This is a genomic window from Halovulum marinum (genome assembly GCF_009697225.1).
GTDB lineage: Bacteria > Pseudomonadota > Alphaproteobacteria > Rhodobacterales > Rhodobacteraceae > Halovulum > Halovulum marinum.
The window spans coordinates 1-19,784 of sequence record NZ_WIND01000032.1; the positions used below are offsets into that span (position 1 = coordinate 1).

The following is a 19,784-nucleotide window of genomic DNA, read 5'->3' on the forward strand; positions in this document are numbered from 1 at the left end:
TTCTCCTCGTTCTTGGAGACCAGCAGACGTCAGATCGTAGCTTCCGTCACTGTCCGATTTTCGGGGGGCAGCTCAATGATCCAGCTCTTCTGGAAAAAGTCCGCAGGAGAGAACTTTGGCTCGAACAGTGGGAAACGGCACAACTCTTCCATGCTTGAGACGGCGCCGTCTTCCTTGGCTTCGTGCTCCTGATAGACCTCGTGCAAGCGGTCGCGGATGTGCCGGAGCTCACAGGGTTCCTCCGAGGAAAGCGCTCGACTGGCTGCTTCATGAACGTAGTTGCGCTGGATGCTTCCTAGCTTTGAGCCCTTCAGCCGCGAGAACGATTCTCGGAATCGCATCGCCGCCTCGTCAATCCCGAATTGGTCCTTCTGTGAGAGCGCAAGAACGTCCAGCGGAATTGGCATTCGTGGAGCCGCTGATCGTCCGCTCCGCCTATCGCAGCCCCGAGCACAACCGCGCCGTGGGCGGCGCGACCCGGTCGAAGCATCTGGACGGCGCCGCCTTCGACATCGCCATGGCGAACCACGATCCGGTGGCATTCGAGGCGGCGGCGCGGGAGGTCGGGTTCCTCGGCTTCGGGTTCTACCCGCGATCCGGGTTCATGCACATCGACCTCGGCCCCGCACGGCAGTGGGGCGAGCGGTTCCCGGTTCGGGCGACGGCATTTGCAGCCGACACGCATCCTGCGCGCGAAGTTCTGGCCGACAGCCGCACAATGAAGGGCGGTGGAGCGGCAGGTGTTGCGACGCTGGGCGCTGCGGGTGTCGAGGTCGCGCAGAGTGTTCTTGCCGAAACCCAGTCCGCCGTCCTGCCGCTGGTCCCCTATCTGGATACGCTTCGCTGGGTGTTCATCGCTGTGGCGCTCGGCGGGATCGCGGTCACGATCTACGCGCGACTTGATGACTGGCAGCGAGTGCTGCGATGATCGCCGGGCGCCGGTTTCCTGCGGGCAGGCGCCGCGCCACGACCTTCGAGCGATCGGCCGCCACGTTGGCAGCACCGAACATTATCGTCAGTCGTCTTTCAGCCGAGCGCATCAGCCACGGCTTTGCCACACGTCACAGTGTCCGCCGACCCGCCCAAATCCTTTGTCCGCAATGCGGGTGCGGAAAGGACCCGCTCAATCGCAGAGACGATATCGGACGCAGCCTCGGGGTGGCCGAGATGGTCCAGCATCATCGCTCCAGCCCAGATCTGACCGACAGGGTTGGCAATGCCCTTACCCGCAATGTCGGGTGCCGACCCGTGAACCGGCTCGAACAGCGATGGGAAAGCGCGTTCGGGGTTGATGTTTGCTGATGGCGCGATACCGATAGTGCCGGTGCAGGCGGGACCGAGGTCGGAGAGGATATCGCCGAAAAGATTCGAAGCTACGACCACGTCGAACCTGTCGGGATTCAGCACGAATTGCGCTGTCAGGATGTCGATGTGGTACTTGTCGACGCTGACGCCTGGGTAGTTCTTTGCCATCTCCTCAACCCGTTCGTCCCAGTAGGGCATGGTGATCGAGATGCCGTTGGACTTGGTGGCCGAGGTCAGTTTCGCACGCGGGCGCGCTGCAGCCAGTTCGAACGCATATTTCAGCACGCGATCCACGCCGACCCGGCTCATCACCGTTTCCTGCATCACGACCTCGCGCGGGGTGTCGGGGAACATCCTGCCACCGATCGAGGAATATTCGCCCTCGGTGTTCTCGCGGACGATCCACATGTCGATGTCGCCGGGATCGCGCCCGACGAGCGGGCATGGCACGCCGGGCATGAGCCGCGCCGGGCGCAAGCTGATGTACTGATCGAACTGCCTGCGAAACTGGATCAGCGACCCCCAGAGCGATACATGGTCCGGCACGGTTTCGGGCCAGCCAACTGCGCCGAAGAACAGGGCGTCGTGCCCGCCGATCCGGGCTTTCCAGTCGTCAGGCATCATCTGCCCATGCTTCTGGTAATATTCGCACGACGCGAAATCGAACTCGTCGAAGCGGATGTCGATGTTATGGCGCTTGGCCACAACCTTCAGGACTCGAAGCCCTTCCGGCACGACCTCCGTGCCGATGCCGTCTCCGGGAATGACCGCAATCTTCAGGTGGTTGTCTGTCATCGTATAGCTCTCATTCGTTTCGACCGCGAAGGGCCTCGATTACGGCATCCGTGACCATGCGTGTCGTGGCATTCCCGCCCAGGTCGGGTGTGTGCAGATCAGGATTTGAGGTGACGGATTCGACCGCCCGCATGAGCCGGTCCGCTGCCGGCCTTTCGCCCAAGTGGTCGAGCATCATCGCGGCGGTCCAGAAGGTCGCGACCGGGTTGGCGACGCCTTTGCCGGTGATGTCGAAGGCCGAGCCATGGATTGGTTCGAACATCGAGGGCGTGTCCCGTTCGGGATTGAGGTTTGCCGTCGGCGCGACACCGATGGAGCCCGAGAGCGCGGCCGCAAGGTCAGACAGAATGTCGGCGTGCAGATTGGTTGCGACGATCGTATCGAGTGAGTCCGGCCTCATCGTCATGCGCACGGTCATGGCGTCGACCAGCATCTTGTCCCAGGTGACGTCCGGGAATTCCCGCGCAACTTCGGCGGCTATCTGATCCCAGAGCACCATGCCGTGCCGTTGCGCGTTCGACTTGGTAACCACCGTGAGGAGCTTGCGCGGTCGTGATTGTGCCAGGTTGAAGGCGAACCGCATGATGCGCTCGATCCCCGCGCGGGTGAAGATCGACACGTCGGTTGCCACTTCGAGCGGCAGCCCCGGATGCGAGCGGCCGCCTTGCCCGGCGTATTCGCCCTCGGAATTCTCACGCACGATCACCCAGTCAATCTCGCCACCATTGACATGGCGCAGCGGCGACTGGATTCCCGGCAGGACGCGTGTGGGCCGGACGTTGGCGTACTGGTCGAGCGGCTGGCAGATCGCAAGGCGCAGGCCCCACAGGGTAAGGTGATCCGGGACGTCCGGCGCCCCGACGGCGCCGAACAGGATGGCGTCGAAGGCGCGCAACTGGTCCGCTCCGTCTGCGGGCATGAACGCCCCGGTGCGCTTGTAGCGGTCAGTACTCCAGTCGAACTTGGTCACGCCGAAAGTGAAGCTGCCGTCGCGATCCGCAAGTGTGGTCAGGACTTCCAGGCAGGCATCAACGACTTCGACGCCGATCCCGTCGCCGCCTATCGCGGCGAGCTTGTATTCTTTCCTGGTCATCGGGTTAGTTCCTTTCAGAAAAGCATGCCGGCGGGCATCCGCAGGAGCAGCACGTTGGCCATGAGCCACCAGAAGCCGAAGCAGATCAATGCGCCCGAGCCGATCCAGATTGCCCAGGTTCTCGGGGACGGCCTGTCGTAGTCAGCAATGATCATGATTGCCAAAAAGGCGGCGAGGCTGGTGACGAGAAAGCCGATCTCCGGTATCAGCAGCACCCATGCCAGCATGACGATCCCGAGCGCGATGCGCCGTATTGCGCCGCCATTGAGATCCAGCGTCTCGCCCGGCCCGCCGGCAGGCCGGCGCAGGTTCATCACGATCAAAAGAACCGAGAAGGCGATGAGAGCGGCAGCGATTGCGATCGGGAAGACGGCCCCCAGTGGCGACAATGCGGACGCGCCAACATAGATCGCGATCCCAAGGATCACGAAGAGCCCGGCAAAGATCATTCCGGGCACGTCGCGCCGTTTCGGCTCTGGTATGGTCGAGGCTTCAGCATTCGCGAATTGCACGCCGGCTTGTGCAAGCTGGGCGCGGCGCTTCGATTTCCAGTCCGACCAGATCGGGAAAAGCAGCGTCAGCAAGGCGGCGCCGATGATGCCGATGCTGATCGGGCGCATGAAGAACATCTCGGTCAGGCGACCGGATGCATTGCCGATCAGATAGGTTTGGACAAACCCCTGCTCGGCGATCGAGCCCAGGACGAGGCCGAGCACGATCGGCGACGGCTGGAAGCCGTAGCGGTTCAGGACCCACGCAAGGATGCCGAGACCGACCATCAGCTGCGCGTCCTCGACGTTGGAGTGAATCGCGAAGGCCCCGATGATGGTCAGCAACGCGACCGTCGGTACGAGGACGGCCTTCGGCACCTTGGTGATGGAGGAATAGGCATAACGACCGATCAGCAGGCCGACGGGCAGCATGAGGACGGTGGCGATAAGCAACCCCCAGATGAAGGTGTAGACGATGTTGGCGTCTGTGGTGAAAAGCGTGGGCCCGATCTTGATGCCCTGCACCAGCAGCGCCCCCAGGATGATCGCGTCCGGCGGTGTGCCGGGAATGCCGAGAACGAGCGTCGGGATGAAGCCGCCGCCGACCGTGGCGTTGTTGGCAGCCTCCGTAGCGATCACACCGTCCGGGTTGCCCTTGCCGAAGCTGTCCGGATCATCCGAACTTCGGCGCGCTTCCGAGTAGGACACCAACCCTGCGATGGACCCACCGGCCCCCGGCAGAATACCGATGACGGTGCCGATGACCGAAGAGCGAACGATGTTGAATTTTCGCTTCAGCGAATGGCGAAACCCTTCGGCGAACCGCAGCCCGCCCGTTTCGGACGGCTTGAGATGGGGGTCGGCATTCGCCACCAGGTCGAGGATCACCGGCACGCAGTAAAGACCAATGATCGCCGAGGTCAGGTCGATGCCTGCGAGGAAGCGTTGCATGTCCATCGTGTATCGAACGTCGCCGCCCACCACGGCTACACCGATCATTGACAGGAAGAGACCGAAGCAGGCGCCGATCAGGCCCTTGACGGTGTTGCCGACGGACAGCGCGGCGATCAGGGTCAGGCCGAATATCGCCAGCCAGAAGTATTCCGTCGGACCGAAGGCCAGCGCGACCCTGGCCAAAGGAGGCGCCAGAACCAGAAGCGCGACAGCACCGACGATGCCGCCGGCGACCGAGGCGATGGTGGCCACAGATATTGCCAGACCGCCATCGCCCCGTTTCGCCATTGGAAAGCCATCGAAGGTCGTGGCGATGGCAGAGGGCGTTCCCGGCGTGTTCACGAGAATGGCTGCATAGGCGCCGCCATAGATCGCACCGGTATAGATCGCGCCGAGGGCGATAAGGCCCGCGGCGGGATCCATGGTGAAGGTGAAGGGGACAAGCACGGCCACCGCCATCGTCGCCGATAGCCCCGGCAACGCGCCAATCACGGTGCCGAGCACCACGCCCACGAGAGCGAGCATCAAATTGAACGGGGTCAGCGCGTTCAGGAGATAGCCGAGAATGTCCATCTTCAGACGCCTTTACTGGATGATGCCGAGTGCCTTGGCGCCGGCCGTATAGTCCTCGATCCGCGCAGCGACGAACTCGTCCATCTCGTCATAGCCGATGTCGGTCAGCACGAATCCGGCGCTCTCCATCTTTTCGACGAAGGCGGGCTGGGCGTTGATCTCGGAAATGATATCCGAAATCCGTTGACGCAGTTCCTCGGATGCTGAAGCCGGAACCGCCACACCACGATAGGCACCGCCGACGATGTCGTATCCGAGTTCCTTGAACGTTGGGACGTCGGGGAATGCGGGCAGACGTTCTTCCGAAGCGACCGCTAGCATGCGCATTGCGTCCCCCTGGCTCACGCCCGATGTCGCGTAGTTGAAACCGGCCATTGTCGATCCGCCAAGTACCGCCGTGATCGAGGGGCCAGTGCCCGAGAAGGGCACATATGTCGTAGTCACGCCGGCTTGCTCGTTGAAGCGGATCGCGGCCAGATTGTTGGACGAATTGGAGCCGGACCCCGCAAACGTGACAAGGCCGGGATTCTCCTTGGCATGTTCGATCAACTGGTCGAGCGACGTGAACTCGCTCTCTGCGCGGACGAAGATGGCATCGGGCGTGTAGTGGAAGTAGTGAACCGGCGTCAGATCCTCGGTCGCGTAGCCGACCGACCCGGCCAATGGTTGAAGTACGGTATGCGGCAGGTTTATGCCCATGATGGTGTAGCCGTCGCCGGGCAGCGAATTGAGTTGCGACCAGGCCTGCGCGCCACCTGCGCCGGGCTGGTACTGGATGACTACCTGCTGGCCGGTCACGTTCTCCCACTCGGACTGCTGGAAGCGTGCCGAAACGTCGGACTCGCCGCCAGCGTTGAACGGAATGATGTAGGTCATCGGCTTGGACGGAAAGTCCTCGACCGACTGGGCCGCAAGCGGCGTGGCCGCCAGCAGTCCGGTAACGATGGTTACAAGAGCCGTTTTCATGATTTCCTCCTAACGAGCCGCCTATAAGCCGCAGCTTTTTGATCAAGGGGTGCCGGTTGGCTTGCCCCCCGTGGCTGTCCGCACGTCTTCGTTGCCGACAGTGTCCACCAAACTCGTCACTGGAAGACTCGGTCAACCTCATCACAGGCGGACTGAGCCAACACTAGACTAATTCACCGAAGTCGTTAATTTCGGAATCGGAACATCATTAGTGCGTTGAGGTAAGCAATGAGCGAGAGCGACCTGGGCTTCTTCGTGCTTCTTGCCCGGCGTGAAAGCTTCGTAGAGACCGCGCGTGAGATCGGAATCAGTGCCTCTGCTGTCAGTCGCCGCCTTGCACGGCTGGAGGGCCGGCTAGGCGTCCGCCTGATGAACCGGACGACGCGGCGTGTCAGCCTCACCGGCGAAGGCGAGGTCTACTTCAGCAAGGCAATGCGTTTGCTGGGCGATATCGACGAATTGGAGAACAGTCTCAGATCGGGACAGGAGAAACCCAGCGGTCTGCTTCGGCTGAACGCAACCTTCGGCTTCAGTCGCGAATACATCGCTCCAACGGTGTCCGCGTTCTGCGACGCGTACCCGGATGTCGAAGTGCAGTTGGTCGTGACCGATGCGCCAATGAACCTCATCGAGCAGGGATTCGACTTGAACGTCCGCTTCGGCAATCCGCCGTCGAGCAACCTGATCCAGCGTCTGCTTCAAAGAAACCGCAGGTTCATGTGTGCGTCGGCGAGATACCTGGAGATGCATGGGAAACCTGAGTCCCTGCAGGATCTTCGCAACCACAACTGCATCGTGCTGCGACAGGAACACGACATCTATGACATCTGGCGATTCGACGACCGCAGCGGAGAAAGTCCCTCGGTACGTGTAAACGGGAGGCTCAGCACGAACGATGGCGAAATGGCGCGCGAATGGATGCTTCGCGGACACGGGATCATGCTCCGGTCCGAGTGGGACATCGCCCACCATGTCCGCGAAGGCCGCCTCCAGATCGTGCTGCCGGACTACTTCCAGACCGCAAACATCACCGCCATCTACCCCGAGCGCCACAATCTTACTGCCAAGGTGCGGGTCTTCATCGACCTGCTGGCCGAACGGATCCGGGAGGCCAACACCAGGGCGCCGATTGAACTCAGCGACGCAGACCTGGGCGCATGACGGGCGTTGCCTTACTCATGCCAACCATGCATGAATTGAGTTGGGGGCGCGCCAATGGACATCACACTTCTCGAGGACTTTCTGGAGCTGGCGCGCGAGTTCAACTTTTCCCGCGCAGCCCAGAACCGGAACCTGACCCAACCCGCGTTCAGCCGCCGGATCAAGAGCCTCGAAGAAGCAATCCGAACGCCTCTGATCCTTCGCACGACCCGTCAGGTCGCTCTGACACCCGCAGGAAAGGTGTTCCAGCCCCGGGCTGAAGCCATTGTCAGAATGCTCTCGGATGCCCGGCTAGAGGCCCTGGCTGCTGCGGGTCGAGCGCAACGAAGCCTGAATCTCGCGGCCACGCATGCGCTATCCTACACCTTCGTTCCGAAATGGTTGATGCAAGTGGGCGGCCCCGCGGAAATAGGCGCTCTCAGCATGGTGTCGGACACACATCGGCAATGTGTCAGGCTCATGCAGAATGGCGATGCCAGCTTCTTCATCTGCCACCGAAGTCCGGCCGGCGCAGAGGGTCTTCCGGAAAAGCAGTTCCTGTGCCATCCCATCGGCAGTGATCGGCTGGTGCCGCTCTGTGCTCCGGATTCGAACGGCCAACCCCTGTGGACCCTTGGCCCCGGATCATCCGGGATTCCGTTTATAGCTTATGCGGCCGCCTCGGGGCTGCATGCGATCCTTGAGGCGCATTGGGCGGGACATGTGCGGCCAGGCCTCGAGCCGACGATGAATTCTGTTCTGGCCTCGACCAATCTCGAAATGGCGAAAGAGGGACAGGGCGTCGCCTTTCTTCCTCTGTCTCTTGCCGAAAGCGACATTGAACTCGGCAAGCTCGTCCGCGCCGGAGAGGAGGCCCTGGATGTGCCTGTGCAACTCGTGATCTATCGCCCGCGCTCCCGCATGTCGCCGCACTGCGAAGCCTTCTGGCTGAAGGTGGTCGATGGGAACGCAAATTAATTTATACGTTATCGGCATTAATATAGGTTCAATCGGCATTGGTGTCCGGGCAAGGTGATCCGGTATCCCCCTAGGCGATCGCCATTGCGCGACAAGCAATAGGGGAAGGAGCATGCCAATGCGCATTGTCGAAATCTGCGAGGTCACCAAACCGATCTCGTCACCCATCCGGAACGCCTACATCGACTTCAGCAGGATGACGGCGAGTCTCGTGGCCGTCGTGACCGACGTGGTCAGGGGTGGTCGCCGAGTGGTCGGCTACGGATTCAACTCGAATGGCCGCTACGGTCAGGGCGGTCTCATTCGGGAGCGCTTCCGCGACCGCATCCTCGAGGCCGATCCGGCGTCGCTGTTGAACGATGCCGGCACCAATCTGGATGGCCACAAGATCTGGGCCGCGATGATGCAGAACGAAAAGCCCGGCGGCCACGGCGAACGGTCAGTTGCGGTCGGCACGATCGACATGGCGGTATGGGACGCGATCGCCAAGATCGATGAGAAGCCGCTCTTCCGTCTGCTGGCCGAGCGCAAGGGCCTGGAGGCGAATCCGAAGGTCTTCGTCTACGCTGCTGGCGGCTACTACTATCCCGGCAAGGACGATTCCGCGCTCCGCAAGGAAATGCGAAGCTACCTCGATCGCGGCTATAACGTCGTGAAGATGAAAATCGGTGGTGCCTCCATCGACGAGGATCAGCGCCGGATCGAGGCCGTGCTGGCCGAGATCGGTGACCAGGCGCAGCTTGCCGTCGATGCGAATGGTCGGTTCGATCTCGAGACGGCCATCGCCTATGCGAAGATGCTGCGCAACTATCCGCTATTCTGGTACGAAGAGATTGGCGATCCGCTGGATTACCAGCTTCAGGCGGCGATGGCCGAGTTCTACCCCGGTCCCATGGCGACAGGCGAGAACCTGTTCTCGCATCAGGACGCGCGCAACCTGATCCGCTACGGTGGCATGCGCCCGGACCGCGACTGGCTGCAGTTCGACTGCGCGTTGTCCTACGGTCTCGTGGAATATTTGCGGACCCTCGACGTCCTCGATCAGTCGGGATGGTCGCCGTCGCGCTGCATCCCTCACGGTGGCCACCAGATGTCGCTGAACATCGCGGCGGGGCTCGGCCTCGGAGGTAACGAGAGCTACCCAGACCTGTTCCAGCCCTACGGCGGATTTCCGGACGGCGTGAAGGTCGAGGATGGTCACATCGTCATGCCCGATCTGCCCGGCATCGGGTTTGAAGGAAAATCCGACCTGATCACGGTGATGAGGGAACTGGCGGAATGATCAGCAGGCGGCCTGGACGGAGATTCCGAGAGTCATCGCGCCAAGCTTCCGTCCAGGTCAACCTTTCCAACACTCCGTTACGCTTAGTCGGGCGTGCACGCAGGTGGAGAAGGTTGTCTCTCAGGCCCGTCCCCTCCGCCACTTGCCCTCGCGAAAGCGTTCTCCCGATCCGGCTGCGGCCGGATTTTTCCGTTGTTTTCGAGGGTTATGCGGGATGGGCTGAGCACCGGCGGCGGCGCCAAGCGGCCCGGAAGTGGTCTCTCGGGGTCGATATTCTCCGGACCTGTTGCCTGCGCCAATTCAGTAAAGTTTTGACAAGCACCTGATAAAACTGCGGTTTATCAGGTGCCCCGCTGAACACTTCGATTTCAGGGGCGCATCCCCGGAAGGAACAGAGATCGAACTTCACTTCGGGGTTGTTCTCACCGATTTGGCAGCAGTTCTCCCTGCTCGGGCGCGGCTTCTCCTGACGAGAACAGCGAGTCAATGATAGCTTTTGGTACGCGGCGACGCTCCATGATGGAGCGCAACCGACTGAGAAATCGAGGGTCCTCGACGTTCGACGGGGAGACGTTCTTCTCAACAAGACGGACGGAGGGTGGCTCAAACGCAAGCATCGTCTCGAACACCTCATTGGCCCGGTTCGCTAGTTCCAGTTTTAGGCTGTCTTCGTCAGGCTGGTTCCCCCACCGCGTCATGTATTCGGGCGGAGCCTCCGTCCATCTTGGAAGGAACTCAGCAACGAAACTCTGTTGAAAAGCGGTACGATGAGAGTCCAGCGCAGCGCGGACTTTCTCATGATATCGTCCGACGACCGTCAGGAAGGCCTGGACTGCCGCATCAAAGTCCTTGCGATCTTCACGCAGGATCACACGGCCAAAATTATCAATCTGAAAGGTGTAGATGTCTTCAATCCGCTTGCGTTCCTTGCGGAGCCAGGCGTCGTCGACGAGTGCCGTCTTGACGTCTTTGCCGTCGCCTATCGTGACTTGCACCGCTCCAACTGCAGCCATCGGCGCCCGCAGTCGACTTGATATCTGGGCTTGGAGATTCGCATCGCTTACGGTGCTGAAGTCCTCCGGAAGTGGGACCTGCTTTCGGCTAAGCGCGAAGCCCGTGATCTCGAACTCAACGTAGACCACGCGCGACGAGAATACCTGCAAGCGCCTCGTGATATCGAACTTGGCAGGTGGGTTTCGTTCAAGGTCGGCCTGCATTGCCTCAACTTTGGCAGGATCCAACGCTGCATTCCCAATCTCGCCGGAAGGGGACTCGTCGTTCGCATGCGCGCCAGAGGCGCGGACGAGCTTTTCAGTTGAGGCACCGCGGAGAACGATCGCGTTCGGTTTTTCTGCTGTGTCGGAACCTGCTTCGATGTTTTTTGAGACCGGCGCAAACACCATCGTGTCTTCATCCGAAATGATCACCCCGATGCGTACACCGGGCTGTACCCGGAGATCGAGCAAGTTCCTTGAAGCGGCATCGCGGATAACCTCCAGCGCTTCGCGCTCTCCGAAACCGAGGCGATAGACCTCGGCATCGGCGTCAACGATTACGCGTATGTCGAGATGCTCCAGCTCGTCGAACCGTGCCGCAAGCGCATCGGCGACGGCACGAGACAATGCAGGGGCAATGACGACCAGTCGCCTCTTGGCGCTTTCGATCAGTGAGATGACGGCAGAGTCGGTGGCTACGGTAAAGGTGCGGTCATCATCCATTAACGGCCATCCTCAGCTTAGTAATATTCGCGAATGTAGCCGTATGCCTTCTCGAACAGCTCTGCGTCCTGGTGCAGCTTGTAGCGAAAGAGCGTCTGGCGAAGCGCCTTCTTGACCTCGCGTTCACCCGCGTGCGTGGCTTGCCAGCCGTCGAACCTGACCGCGCGCACGATCTCGTCGATATCGTCCACGACCCGCTTGACCATCACAGGCGTGTCGCCGTTCCGTGCTTCCTCGAACAGCTCGGTCAACGCCGCCTTGCCCCGGTCGATGTCCTCTTCCTCTGGCGTCTCGCGCTCGGTCTTCACCACGTCTTTCGCCAGCGCCAGAAGCTCCTTCAGGAAGTCGATCGACAGCAGGAGACCCTGCTGATGCCGGTTCTTCAGGTCCTCCAGGCGCTCGCCCAGCGCCTTGAACTTCGGATTCCCCGCATGCTTCCGTAGGCGGCCCGTCAGCTTGACCGAGATTTCTTTGGCCTTCTTTTCCGGGTCAGGGTTGCCGAGGACCGCTTCGAGCAGTTCAGCATCCAGAACCAGTGTATCGAGGTCGTCGCGGACCGCATCCACATGGACGTTCTCGTGGATCAGCTCGATGGTCTTGGCACCCAGCCGATGCCAAAGCAGCCGCCCTGTGCCGCTGGAGGGCTTCAGGGATTCGTAGACCTGCGCCAGCCAGCGATAATCGGTCTCGTACTGCGTCAGCACCGGATCAGGCGACAGCGCCTCCCATATGCGCGCCAGAACGCTGAAATCGGCCGCAAATGCGTCGCGCAAGTCGTTGTTCGGGATACATTCCTGCGCGGCGATCAGGCCCTCGTAGCCAGTCAGGCTTCGGTCTACGCCCGCGAAATAGGCGAGGCACTTCTGCAGGGCGGTCGGCAGGGCGTTGATCAGCTCGGCGATGTTCGACACCGCCTTTTGCACGCCCTCCTCGTCGAACTTCAGCGCCTGCGCCACGTCGTCGAAGATGCCGAGGTAGTCGACGATCAGGCCATGCGTCTTCTGCTCGCCATAGGGACGGTTCGTCCGGCAGATCGCCTGCAAGAGCGTGTGGTCGCGCAGCGGCTTGTCCAGATACATCGTCTGCAGGATCGGCGCATCGAAGCCGGTCAGCAGCTTTGACGTCACGATGATGATCTTCAGCGGGTCCTTCGGGTCGCGGAACCGGTCGAGCAGCTTCTCCTCGGCATCGCGGTCGCGCTTGAAGGCCGCATATTCGGGCTCGCCGCTGTTGACCGAGATCACCACGTCGGACACCTCGGGCGGCAGGTGGCGGTCGAGTTCCTGCTTGTAGAGCAGACAGCTCTCGCGGTCGAAGGTCACCACCTGCGCGCCAAAGCCGTTCGGGGCGACCTTCTCCTGGAAGTGCTTGGCGATGTCGCCGCAAATCGCGCGGATGCGTTCGGGCGCCTTGACCAAGATCGCCATCTTGGCAGCGGCCTTGCCCAGCCGATCCCGGTCCTCGTCGGTCAGGCCCTGCGTCAGCTCGGCATAGGCCTCCTCGATGGCCTTCTGATCGATGTGCAGATCCACCAGCCGCGGCTCGAAATGCAGCTCCTTCGTCGCCCCGTCTCGGATCGAGTCGTTCAGGCCATAGCGGCTCATGTAGCCGCCTTCGTCTGTGTCGGCGCCAAAGGCGTAGAAGGTGTTCTTGTCGGCGCGGTTGATAGGCGTGCCGGTCAGGCCGAACAGGAACGCGTTCGGCAGCGCGTCGCGCATCTTGCGGCCCAGATCGCCTTCCTGCGTGCGGTGCGCCTCGTCCACAAGCACGATGATGTTGTCGCGGTCGTTCAGCACGCCGTCGGCCTCGGCGAACTTGTGGATCGTGGTGATCACCACCTTCCGCGCATCCTTGCCCAGCAGATCGGCCAGTTCCTTGCGGCTTTCCGTGCGCACCATGTTGGCCATGTCGGCGGCATAGAAGGTGCCCGAGATCTGGCTGTCGAGGTCGATCCGGTCCACCACGATCAGCACCGTGGGGTTCTTCAGCGCCGGGTGCAGCCGCAGCTTGCGCGCGGCGAACAGCATCAGCAGCGATTTGCCCGACCCCTGGAAATGCCAGATCAGCCCCTTGCGCGGCTGGCCCGCCACGACCCGCGCGACGATCTTGTTGACGCCGTCCACCTGCTGATAGCGGGCGATGATCTTGATGCGGTGCTTGCCCTTCTGCGTGGCGAAGGCGGTGAAGCTGTCGAGCATGTCGAGCACCATCGCCGGGCGCAGCATCGAGCAGGCGGCCTTTTCCACCTCGCCCAGCGATTGCTTGCCGTCGCCGTCGCGCCAAGGGCCCCACATGTCGACCGGCATCCGGACCGAGCCGTAGCGGAACTCCTTGCCCTCGGTCGCCACCGAAAAGACGTTCGGCACGAACAGCTCCGGCACGTTCTTCTCGTAATCGTCATGGACCTGGATGGCGGCGTCGAGCCAGCTTTGGCTGGACCGCACCGGCGTCTTGGCCTCGATCAGCACCAGCGGAATGCCGTTGACCAGCAGCACCAGATCGGCACGCTTTTCGGTCTTGCCCGCACGGATGGTGAACTGCTGGGTGACGACGAAGCTGTTCTTCTCGATCTCGTCGAAATCGATCAGGCGGATGGTGACGTGTTCGCCATTCGTGCCAAACGGCATTGACCGTTCGCCCAGCAGCCACGCGGCGAATTCCTCGTTCGCCTTCACCAGCCCGTCCGACCGCGCGCTCATGACGATGGCGCGCAGGCGGTAGAGCACGTCATCGGCCCGGCCGGGGTTTGCGGCGATGTCGGGGTTCAGGCGGATCAGGGCGTCGCGCAGATGAGGTTCGACCAGCACCTCTTGCGGCTGGCGGGGAAGGTCGGCGGGGGCAACGTAATGCCAGCCGAGGCCCGCGATCCTGCCGCCAGTCCGGGCGAGGCCAGTCGCGAGTTGCGCCGGGCGTGTCGAGGGCGTGCCCGCGAGAAGGTCGCGCAGATGGGCTTCGACGGTATTGGCTTCAGTGAAAGTCACTCAACACCTCCGGAAATCGCTTTGAACAATTCGCGCTTCATGTCTCGCAATGTCGCAAATCGGGCCTGTATCGCGTTGGCCTGCACATCGAGCGCGCCAAGAAACTGCACAGCTTCTCGCTGCGCGTCCATCGGCGGAACCACAAGCGTGTGCGCGCGGATGTCTTGCCCGTTCACCTTCCAGATTCCGTTCGACGACTTCGCCCGAGAAATCAGGCGACCGTGGACGGCGGGGTGGTTCCATTGCGCAACAACGAAATCAGTCAGCAGCCGCGACGGATCGAACCGCATCCGGATCAGCAAATCCGGGTAAACCAGATCGGGGTGTGTTTGCCGACTGATCCCGACTTTACCGCAGATATCGCGGTTGCCGTTCCCACGGACAGCGAAAATGTCCCCTGATTGGACGATAAACGGACGCGCCTCGGCCGGCGTCATTTCTACGAACTTGATGCACCCTTCCGGATCGAAAACACCATCTCGGATCGCACTGATGCTTACGGTCTTGAACCCCGTTTCGCTGTCACTGGGTGCGGGCGAGCGGCCATTGGTCGGGCCATCCACTAGCAGGCTGCCTACGCGGACCTTTTCCGCAGCTTCACCGTTTTGACTGATGACATGGCTGACATAGGCAGACCGCGTTGCGGCAAGATTTTCGGCGGCAGCGCCAAGGGCTTCATCAGCATTTCGATATGCCGAAAGCGCCTCCACCAACCGCGCCTGCTCCTGGATCGGCGGCAGCAGGAACTCGAAAGCTTCAAGGTCCGAGAAGTTGATGTAGGGGTTCACCGACCCTTTCGAATGCTTGATCGAATAGCTGTGGAACGCTTCGGTCTGCATCAGAAAAGGCACCAGTTCGGGCATCAGTCTTGCGCGGTCTTTCGTTTCAAGCACGAAGGTCGTGTTCGCCGTGATTCCCTCGAAATCCGCCAGCGCCACCTTGCGCAGATAGGTCCGACGCGACCCGTACAGCACATGCCCCGGCTTGAACCGCATGTGGAACGCCGGTCCGAGGTAATCGTCCCCGATCAGGCCCCAGCGCCGGATGCGCAGATCGTCGGTGTCCATGTGTTCCCCGGCGACATAGCGTTCCAGCCCGGAGTCCCACGGATCGACCTTGTCGTTGACCTTGCGGACCACGTCGCCAAAGGCGACGCGCGTCCATGCCGCCTTGGAAATCGGCCGCTCAAGCATCGGCATCCTCCGCAGGCGTCAGGCCATCGAGCATGTCCACCAGCGCGTCCATGCCTGTCCAGAAGTCGCGCCCGTCCTCATCAAACGCCGCCCAGGTCGCCGCCAGCGTGGCACCACCCGCCACCGCCGCCTTGGGCCGCTTCACATAGCGGGCAATCGACAGGTTGCCGGCCTCTGCCAGCACATCGGCCACATCCGCCACCGCGGCAAAGCCGGGCTCATCGGCAAAGACGTGATAGGCCGACAGGATGCGCGCCTGATGTTCGGGGCGCAGAAAGCTTTGCGCCCGTTCGCGCGCAATCTCGGCCACCGCGTCGATGAACAGGATGCGCCCCTTGCGGGCATCTGGCTTCTGCGACCGACAAATCACCACGCAGGCCTCCATCGGCGAGTTGTAGAACAGCCCCGGCCCCAGCCCCAGCACGCATTCGACCCGGTCGGATTCGACCAGCCTGCGCCGCATCTCGGCCTCTTCATTGCGGAACAGCACGCCATGCGGAAACAGGATCGCGCAGCGCCCGGATTTCGGGTGCATCGACGACAGGATGTGCTGGAAGAAGGCGTAATCCGCCCGCCCCTGCGGCGGGGTGCCAAGGAAGTTGCGGCCCCAGGCATCCTGCTCCCACGCGCCACGGTTCCATTTCTTGATGGAATAGGGCGGATTGGCGAGGACGACGTCGAAGGTGCGCAGCCGGTCGCCCTGCACGAAGGCGGGCGTGGCCAGCGTATTGCCGCTGGCGATGTGGAAATCGTCCACGCCATGGATGACCAGGTTCATGCGCGCGATGGCGGCGGTGATGGTGATCAGCTCCTGCCCGTAAAGGCCGGTTGTGCGGATGTCGCCGCCGCGTCGCTTCACCTCGGCCAGGCACGAGATCAACATGCCCCCGGTGCCGCAGGTCGGGTCATAGATGCTTTCGCCCGGCTGGGGTTCCAGCATCTGCGCCATCAGGTGAACGAGGGTGCGATTGGTGTAGAACTCCTGCGCGGTATGGCCGCTGTCGTCGGCAAATTTCTTGATCAGGTATTCATAGCCGTTGCCAAGCTCGTCCTCGGGCACGGCGGCAAGGGTCAGGTCGTGCTTGGAGAAGTGCTCGATCAGGTTCTTCAGCGTGCTGTCGGGCGTCTGGGCCTTGTCGGTCCAGTTTGCGTTGCCGAAGACGCCCTGCAGGCGTTCGGGGTTGGCGGCCTCGATGGCGAGGAAGGCCGACAGCAAAGCCCGCCCCACATCGCGCGGTGCCGCGCGCACGTCGTTCCAGTGCGCGCCTTCGGGGATCACGAAGCGGTCGTTGGCGGTGTCGGTGGCATAGCCCTCGTCGCCGGTTTCATCGAGTGCCTGCTGGTAATCACCGTCCCAGACGTCGGACAGGCGTTTGAAGAACAACAGCGGGAAGATGTATTGCTTGTAGTCGCTGGCATCGATGAGACCGCGCAGCAAGGTGGCCGCGCCCCAGAGATAGCTTTCGAGTTCGCGCTGGGTCAGCCCGCTCATTGCAGCCACCCCCCTTCGACCAGCACCTTGCGCAGGTGGTCCTCGGCTTCCCGGGCGTCGGCCAGCGCCGTCTTGAATGCCTCGACGGCCTCAGGCAGCGGCGGGATATCCTGGCCAATGGGTGGCAGAACGTAGCGTGAGATGTTCAGCGTCCAGCCTTCCTTCTTGATCTCGTCCAGCGTCGCCACCTTGGCGCGATCCTCGACATCCTCGAACGCGCGGTACCAGTCGACGATCTGGTCGCTGTGCTCCTGATCGAGGAAGTTCTGCGCCCGGCCTTTGCGGAACAGGCTGGAGGCGTCGATGATCAGGACCTTGTTCTTGCGGGCCTCGGGCTTCTTGCGGCGCAGGATGACGACACACCCAGCCAGCTGCGTCCCGTAAAACAGGTTCGGCGCAAGGCCGATGACCGCCTCGACCATGTCCTTTTCCAACAGGGCTTGCCGGATCGAGCCTTCGGCAGACTTCCGAAACAGCGCGCCTTGCGGCAGGACGACGGCCATGCGGCTGTTCCCGGTGGGCGCCATGGATGCGATCATGTGCTGGACAAAGGCGTAGTCGCCATAGCTTTCCGGCGGGATGCCGTACTGTGCGCGGCCCCAGGGGTCGGCCTCCCACAGGTCACGTCCCCATTCCTTGAGCGAGAACGGCGGGTTCGCGATGACGCAGTCGAAGGTGGCGAGACCGCCGGTGCTGGAATCCGTGAAGGCCGGGTTCCGCAATGTGTCCTCACGGGCCACCTGGAAGTCCTCGATCCCGTGCAGGACAAGGTTCATCCGGGCGATGGCGGCGGTGGTCAGGTTTTTCTCCTGGCCATAGATCTTCCCGTAGAAGGTCCGCGGGTCGCCGCCCTTGCGCATGACATGCTCGATAGCCCCGAGCAGCATGCCGCCCGTGCCGCAGGCGGGGTCGTAGATGCTTTCACTTTCCTGGGGGTCGAGGATTTCGACCATCATGCGCACGACGCTACGCGGCGTGTAGAACTCGCCCGCCTTGTTGCGGCGGGTGACGTCGGCAAACTTGCCCACCAGATATTCGTAGGCGTCGCCCAGCACGTCGGTGCTGACGGTGGTGTTGCCGAGCCCGATCTCGGAAAACCCCTCGATCAGATCCTTCAGCAACTCGTCGGAAAACTTCTCCTTGTTGCCCCAGTCCGCCGAACCGAATACGCGGAACAGCGTGTCCGGATTGGCTCGCTCGATCTCCTGCATGGCCTTCTGGAGAGCCGCGCCGACGTTGGCCGGAACTTCTCTGATGTCGTTCCAGTGACAGCCTTCAGGCAGCACGAAACGGTGCACCTCCGGAAACAGGGAGGGGTCCGCTTCGCCATAGATCTCCCGAGCCTCAGCCGTCTCTTCGTCCCAGACGTCGGAGATGCGCTTGAAGAACAGCAAAGGAAGAATGTAACCCTTCCAATCCGTCCGATCGACAGCGGAGCCGCGAAGAGTATTCGCGGCGTCCCACATCGCAGATTTCAATTGCAGACCATTGTTCAACGAATCGTTCATTCTTCACTCTGAGCGCCACCGGGGGCTTTGGGGGCTACGCCGGCCTCGACCGCCTTCAGCCGTTCATACTCCTCGACGGCCAACACGACGACGACAGTCCGCCCGTGCTTGGCCACCGCCACCGGCTCGGCTCGGGCGAGATCGATCAACCGTCCGAAGCCGTACTTCGCGTCTTTCGCGCTCAGGGTCTGCATTCGACTCCCCGCCTATGCCTTCGACACTTTTGGCCAATTTGGCCCAATGAAGCAATAGCAGCAGTGGCGTGAGATTGTGCAGCGAGGTGTTCAGGTGCCGAAGAAGATGTTCTTCTGCTCGATCCAGCTGATCGGGAACGGGTCCATAAGTCGCGCAAGCGTAACGGCATCGTTCTGCCGTCCGTCGAGAACCGCCTCAATGATGCCAGGCTCAAGCTGCGTCAGGCGCAGGATGCGCGTCATATAGGACGTCGCGATCCCCTCGCGCTCGGCCAGTTCAGCGATGGTGGCGAACTCACCCGACTCGAGCATCCGCTTCCAGCGGAAGGCGCGGGCCAGCGCCTTGACCAGCGTGTTGTCCGCTTTGCGGTCTGGCCGGAAACCATCGGGCAGGTGCATTTCCTTGCGTCCACCGCGCTTCACGACGCGGAACGGGACGTGGAGCGTCACTATCTCGGGGATCGGCGACACGCGGGTCACGCCGCTTCTCCGATGCCCCCGGCCAGCATCTCGCGAGCGAGGCTACTGAGTCCGTCGACGCGGAGCCCGACGTTGAGCCCGTCCGTGCCTATGTCGACACGGTCGACCAACAGCGCCACGATGCGGGCCTGTTCGGCGGGGAAGAGTTCGTCCCACAGCGGGTCGAGTTGCTGCAGGGCGGCACGCGCGTCGGCTTCCGTTATGTCGGCGGCATGGGTGCGGGCCGCTTTCCATGTCCCCGCAATGATCTCGGGCTGACGAAACACAGCCCGCAACTGGTCGATGACTGCGGCCTCGATCGCGCCCGCGGGCACGCGGCCGACCGGACACGCACCAGCACCATGCTTCAGCACGGTCTGGCTGACGTAGTAACGGTACAGCCGCCCGCCCTTGCGGGTGTGCGTCGGCGAGAAGGCGGCGCCATCGGGACCGAACAGCAGCCCCTTCAGCAGCGCGGGCGTGTCGGCGCGTGTGCGGGCCGCGCGCTTGCGCGGGCTCTCCTGCAGGATGGCGTGGACTCGGTCCCACATCTCGCGGTCGATGATGGCGTCGTGTTCGCCGGGATAGCTGTCGCCCTTGTGGACCGCCTCGCCGATGTAGGCGCGGTTACCGAGCATCCGATAGATGTATTTCTTGTCGAT

16 protein-coding genes and 1 pseudogene are annotated in these 19,784 nt (G+C 62.2%); 4 read left to right on the forward strand and 13 right to left on the reverse strand.

The genetic code is table 11. The features are described 5' to 3' along the window. Nucleotides 1-29: 29 nt before the first annotated feature. Entirely contained in the window at nt 30-407 is a 378-nt protein-coding gene (locus GE300_RS20780) for a hypothetical protein (protein WP_154449409.1), read from the reverse strand. A gap of 5 nt (nt 408-412) precedes the next feature. On the opposite strand from GE300_RS20780, the pseudogene GE300_RS20785 reads away from it, so the two are divergent. Beyond that, nucleotides 413-928, forward strand: a pseudogene (locus GE300_RS20785) (YcbK family protein); the annotation flags it as partial. Between the two features lie 98 nt (nt 929-1,026). Here GE300_RS20785 and GE300_RS20790 read toward each other — a convergent pair. Genes GE300_RS20790 through GE300_RS20805 form a run of 4 tightly spaced genes read right to left on the reverse strand, consistent with a single transcriptional unit; the run spans nt 1,027 to nt 6,177 of the window. Continuing rightward, on the reverse strand, nt 1,027-2,100 hold the full coding sequence (locus tag GE300_RS20790) for a tartrate dehydrogenase (protein WP_154449411.1): 1,074 nt from the start codon (nt 2,098-2,100) through the stop codon (nt 1,027-1,029). Nucleotides 2,101-2,110: 10 nt separating this feature from the next. Then, nucleotides 2,111-3,193, reverse strand: coding sequence for a tartrate dehydrogenase (locus GE300_RS20795; protein WP_154449412.1), 1,083 nt, complete (start codon nt 3,191-3,193; stop codon nt 2,111-2,113). Between the two features lie 14 nt (nt 3,194-3,207). Beyond that, on the reverse strand, nt 3,208-5,211 hold the full coding sequence (locus GE300_RS20800; RefSeq protein ID WP_154449413.1) for a tripartite tricarboxylate transporter permease: 2,004 nt from the start codon (nt 5,209-5,211) through the stop codon (nt 3,208-3,210). Between the two features lie 12 nt (nt 5,212-5,223). Further along, nucleotides 5,224-6,177 (reverse strand): tripartite tricarboxylate transporter substrate binding protein, encoded by a 954-nt coding sequence (locus tag GE300_RS20805; protein ID WP_154449414.1) that lies wholly within the window; start codon nt 6,175-6,177, stop codon nt 5,224-5,226. 228 nt (nt 6,178-6,405) lie between these two features. Here GE300_RS20805 and GE300_RS20810 point away from each other — a divergent pair, with 228 nt between their 5' ends. The 3 genes from GE300_RS20810 (at nt 6,406) to GE300_RS20820 (ending at nt 9,577) form a co-directional block, all read left to right on the forward strand. Further along, complete coding sequence (locus tag GE300_RS20810; RefSeq protein WP_154449415.1) at nt 6,406-7,338, forward strand: LysR family transcriptional regulator; 933 nt, start codon at nt 6,406-6,408, stop codon at nt 7,336-7,338. A 54-nt stretch (nt 7,339-7,392) separates the two neighbouring features. Continuing rightward, nucleotides 7,393-8,295 (forward strand): LysR family transcriptional regulator, encoded by a 903-nt coding sequence (locus GE300_RS20815; RefSeq protein ID WP_154449416.1) that lies wholly within the window; start codon nt 7,393-7,395, stop codon nt 8,293-8,295. A gap of 118 nt (nt 8,296-8,413) precedes the next feature. Continuing rightward, a complete protein-coding gene (locus GE300_RS20820) occupies nt 8,414-9,577 on the forward strand; it encodes a mandelate racemase/muconate lactonizing enzyme family protein (RefSeq protein ID WP_154449417.1) in 1,164 nt (387 codons plus the stop codon). Nucleotides 9,578-9,999: 422 nt separating this feature from the next. On the opposite strand, the gene GE300_RS20825 is transcribed toward GE300_RS20820, so the two are convergent. The 8 genes from GE300_RS20825 to GE300_RS20860 all read right to left on the reverse strand — a co-directional run. Then, nucleotides 10,000-11,295: a hypothetical protein gene (locus GE300_RS20825; RefSeq protein ID WP_154449418.1), complete on the reverse strand. Its 1,296-nt coding sequence runs from the start codon at nt 11,293-11,295 to the stop codon at nt 10,000-10,002. Nucleotides 11,296-11,312: 17 nt separating this feature from the next. Further along, nucleotides 11,313-14,276, reverse strand: coding sequence for a type I restriction endonuclease subunit R (locus tag GE300_RS20830; protein WP_325063345.1), 2,964 nt, complete (start codon nt 14,274-14,276; stop codon nt 11,313-11,315). Continuing rightward, entirely contained in the window at nt 14,273-15,469 is a 1,197-nt protein-coding gene (locus tag GE300_RS20835) for a restriction endonuclease subunit S (protein ID WP_233417260.1), read from the reverse strand. The genes GE300_RS20830 and GE300_RS20835 overlap by 4 nt, the downstream gene beginning before the upstream one ends. Next, nucleotides 15,462-16,961: a type I restriction-modification system subunit M gene (locus tag GE300_RS20840; RefSeq protein ID WP_154449420.1), complete on the reverse strand. Its 1,500-nt coding sequence runs from the start codon at nt 16,959-16,961 to the stop codon at nt 15,462-15,464. The genes GE300_RS20835 and GE300_RS20840 overlap by 8 nt, the downstream gene beginning before the upstream one ends. Beyond that, nucleotides 16,958-18,469: a type I restriction-modification system subunit M gene (locus tag GE300_RS20845; RefSeq protein WP_154449421.1), complete on the reverse strand. Its 1,512-nt coding sequence runs from the start codon at nt 18,467-18,469 to the stop codon at nt 16,958-16,960. The genes GE300_RS20840 and GE300_RS20845 overlap by 4 nt, the downstream gene beginning before the upstream one ends. After that, on the reverse strand, nt 18,466-18,663 hold the full coding sequence (locus GE300_RS20850; RefSeq protein WP_154449422.1) for a type II toxin-antitoxin system Phd/YefM family antitoxin: 198 nt from the start codon (nt 18,661-18,663) through the stop codon (nt 18,466-18,468). Before GE300_RS20850 ends, GE300_RS20845 begins: the two co-directional genes overlap by 4 nt. A gap of 90 nt (nt 18,664-18,753) precedes the next feature. Beyond that, nucleotides 18,754-19,143 carry a hypothetical protein gene (locus GE300_RS20855; protein ID WP_325063346.1) on the reverse strand — a complete coding sequence of 130 codons (390 nt, stop codon included), beginning with the start codon at nt 19,141-19,143 and terminating at the stop codon, nt 18,754-18,756. Further along, a partial coding sequence (locus GE300_RS20860; protein ID WP_233417261.1) for a recombinase zinc beta ribbon domain-containing protein occupies nt 19,140-19,784 on the reverse strand: 645 nt, incomplete at its 5' end. The genes GE300_RS20855 and GE300_RS20860, both read right to left, overlap by 4 nt.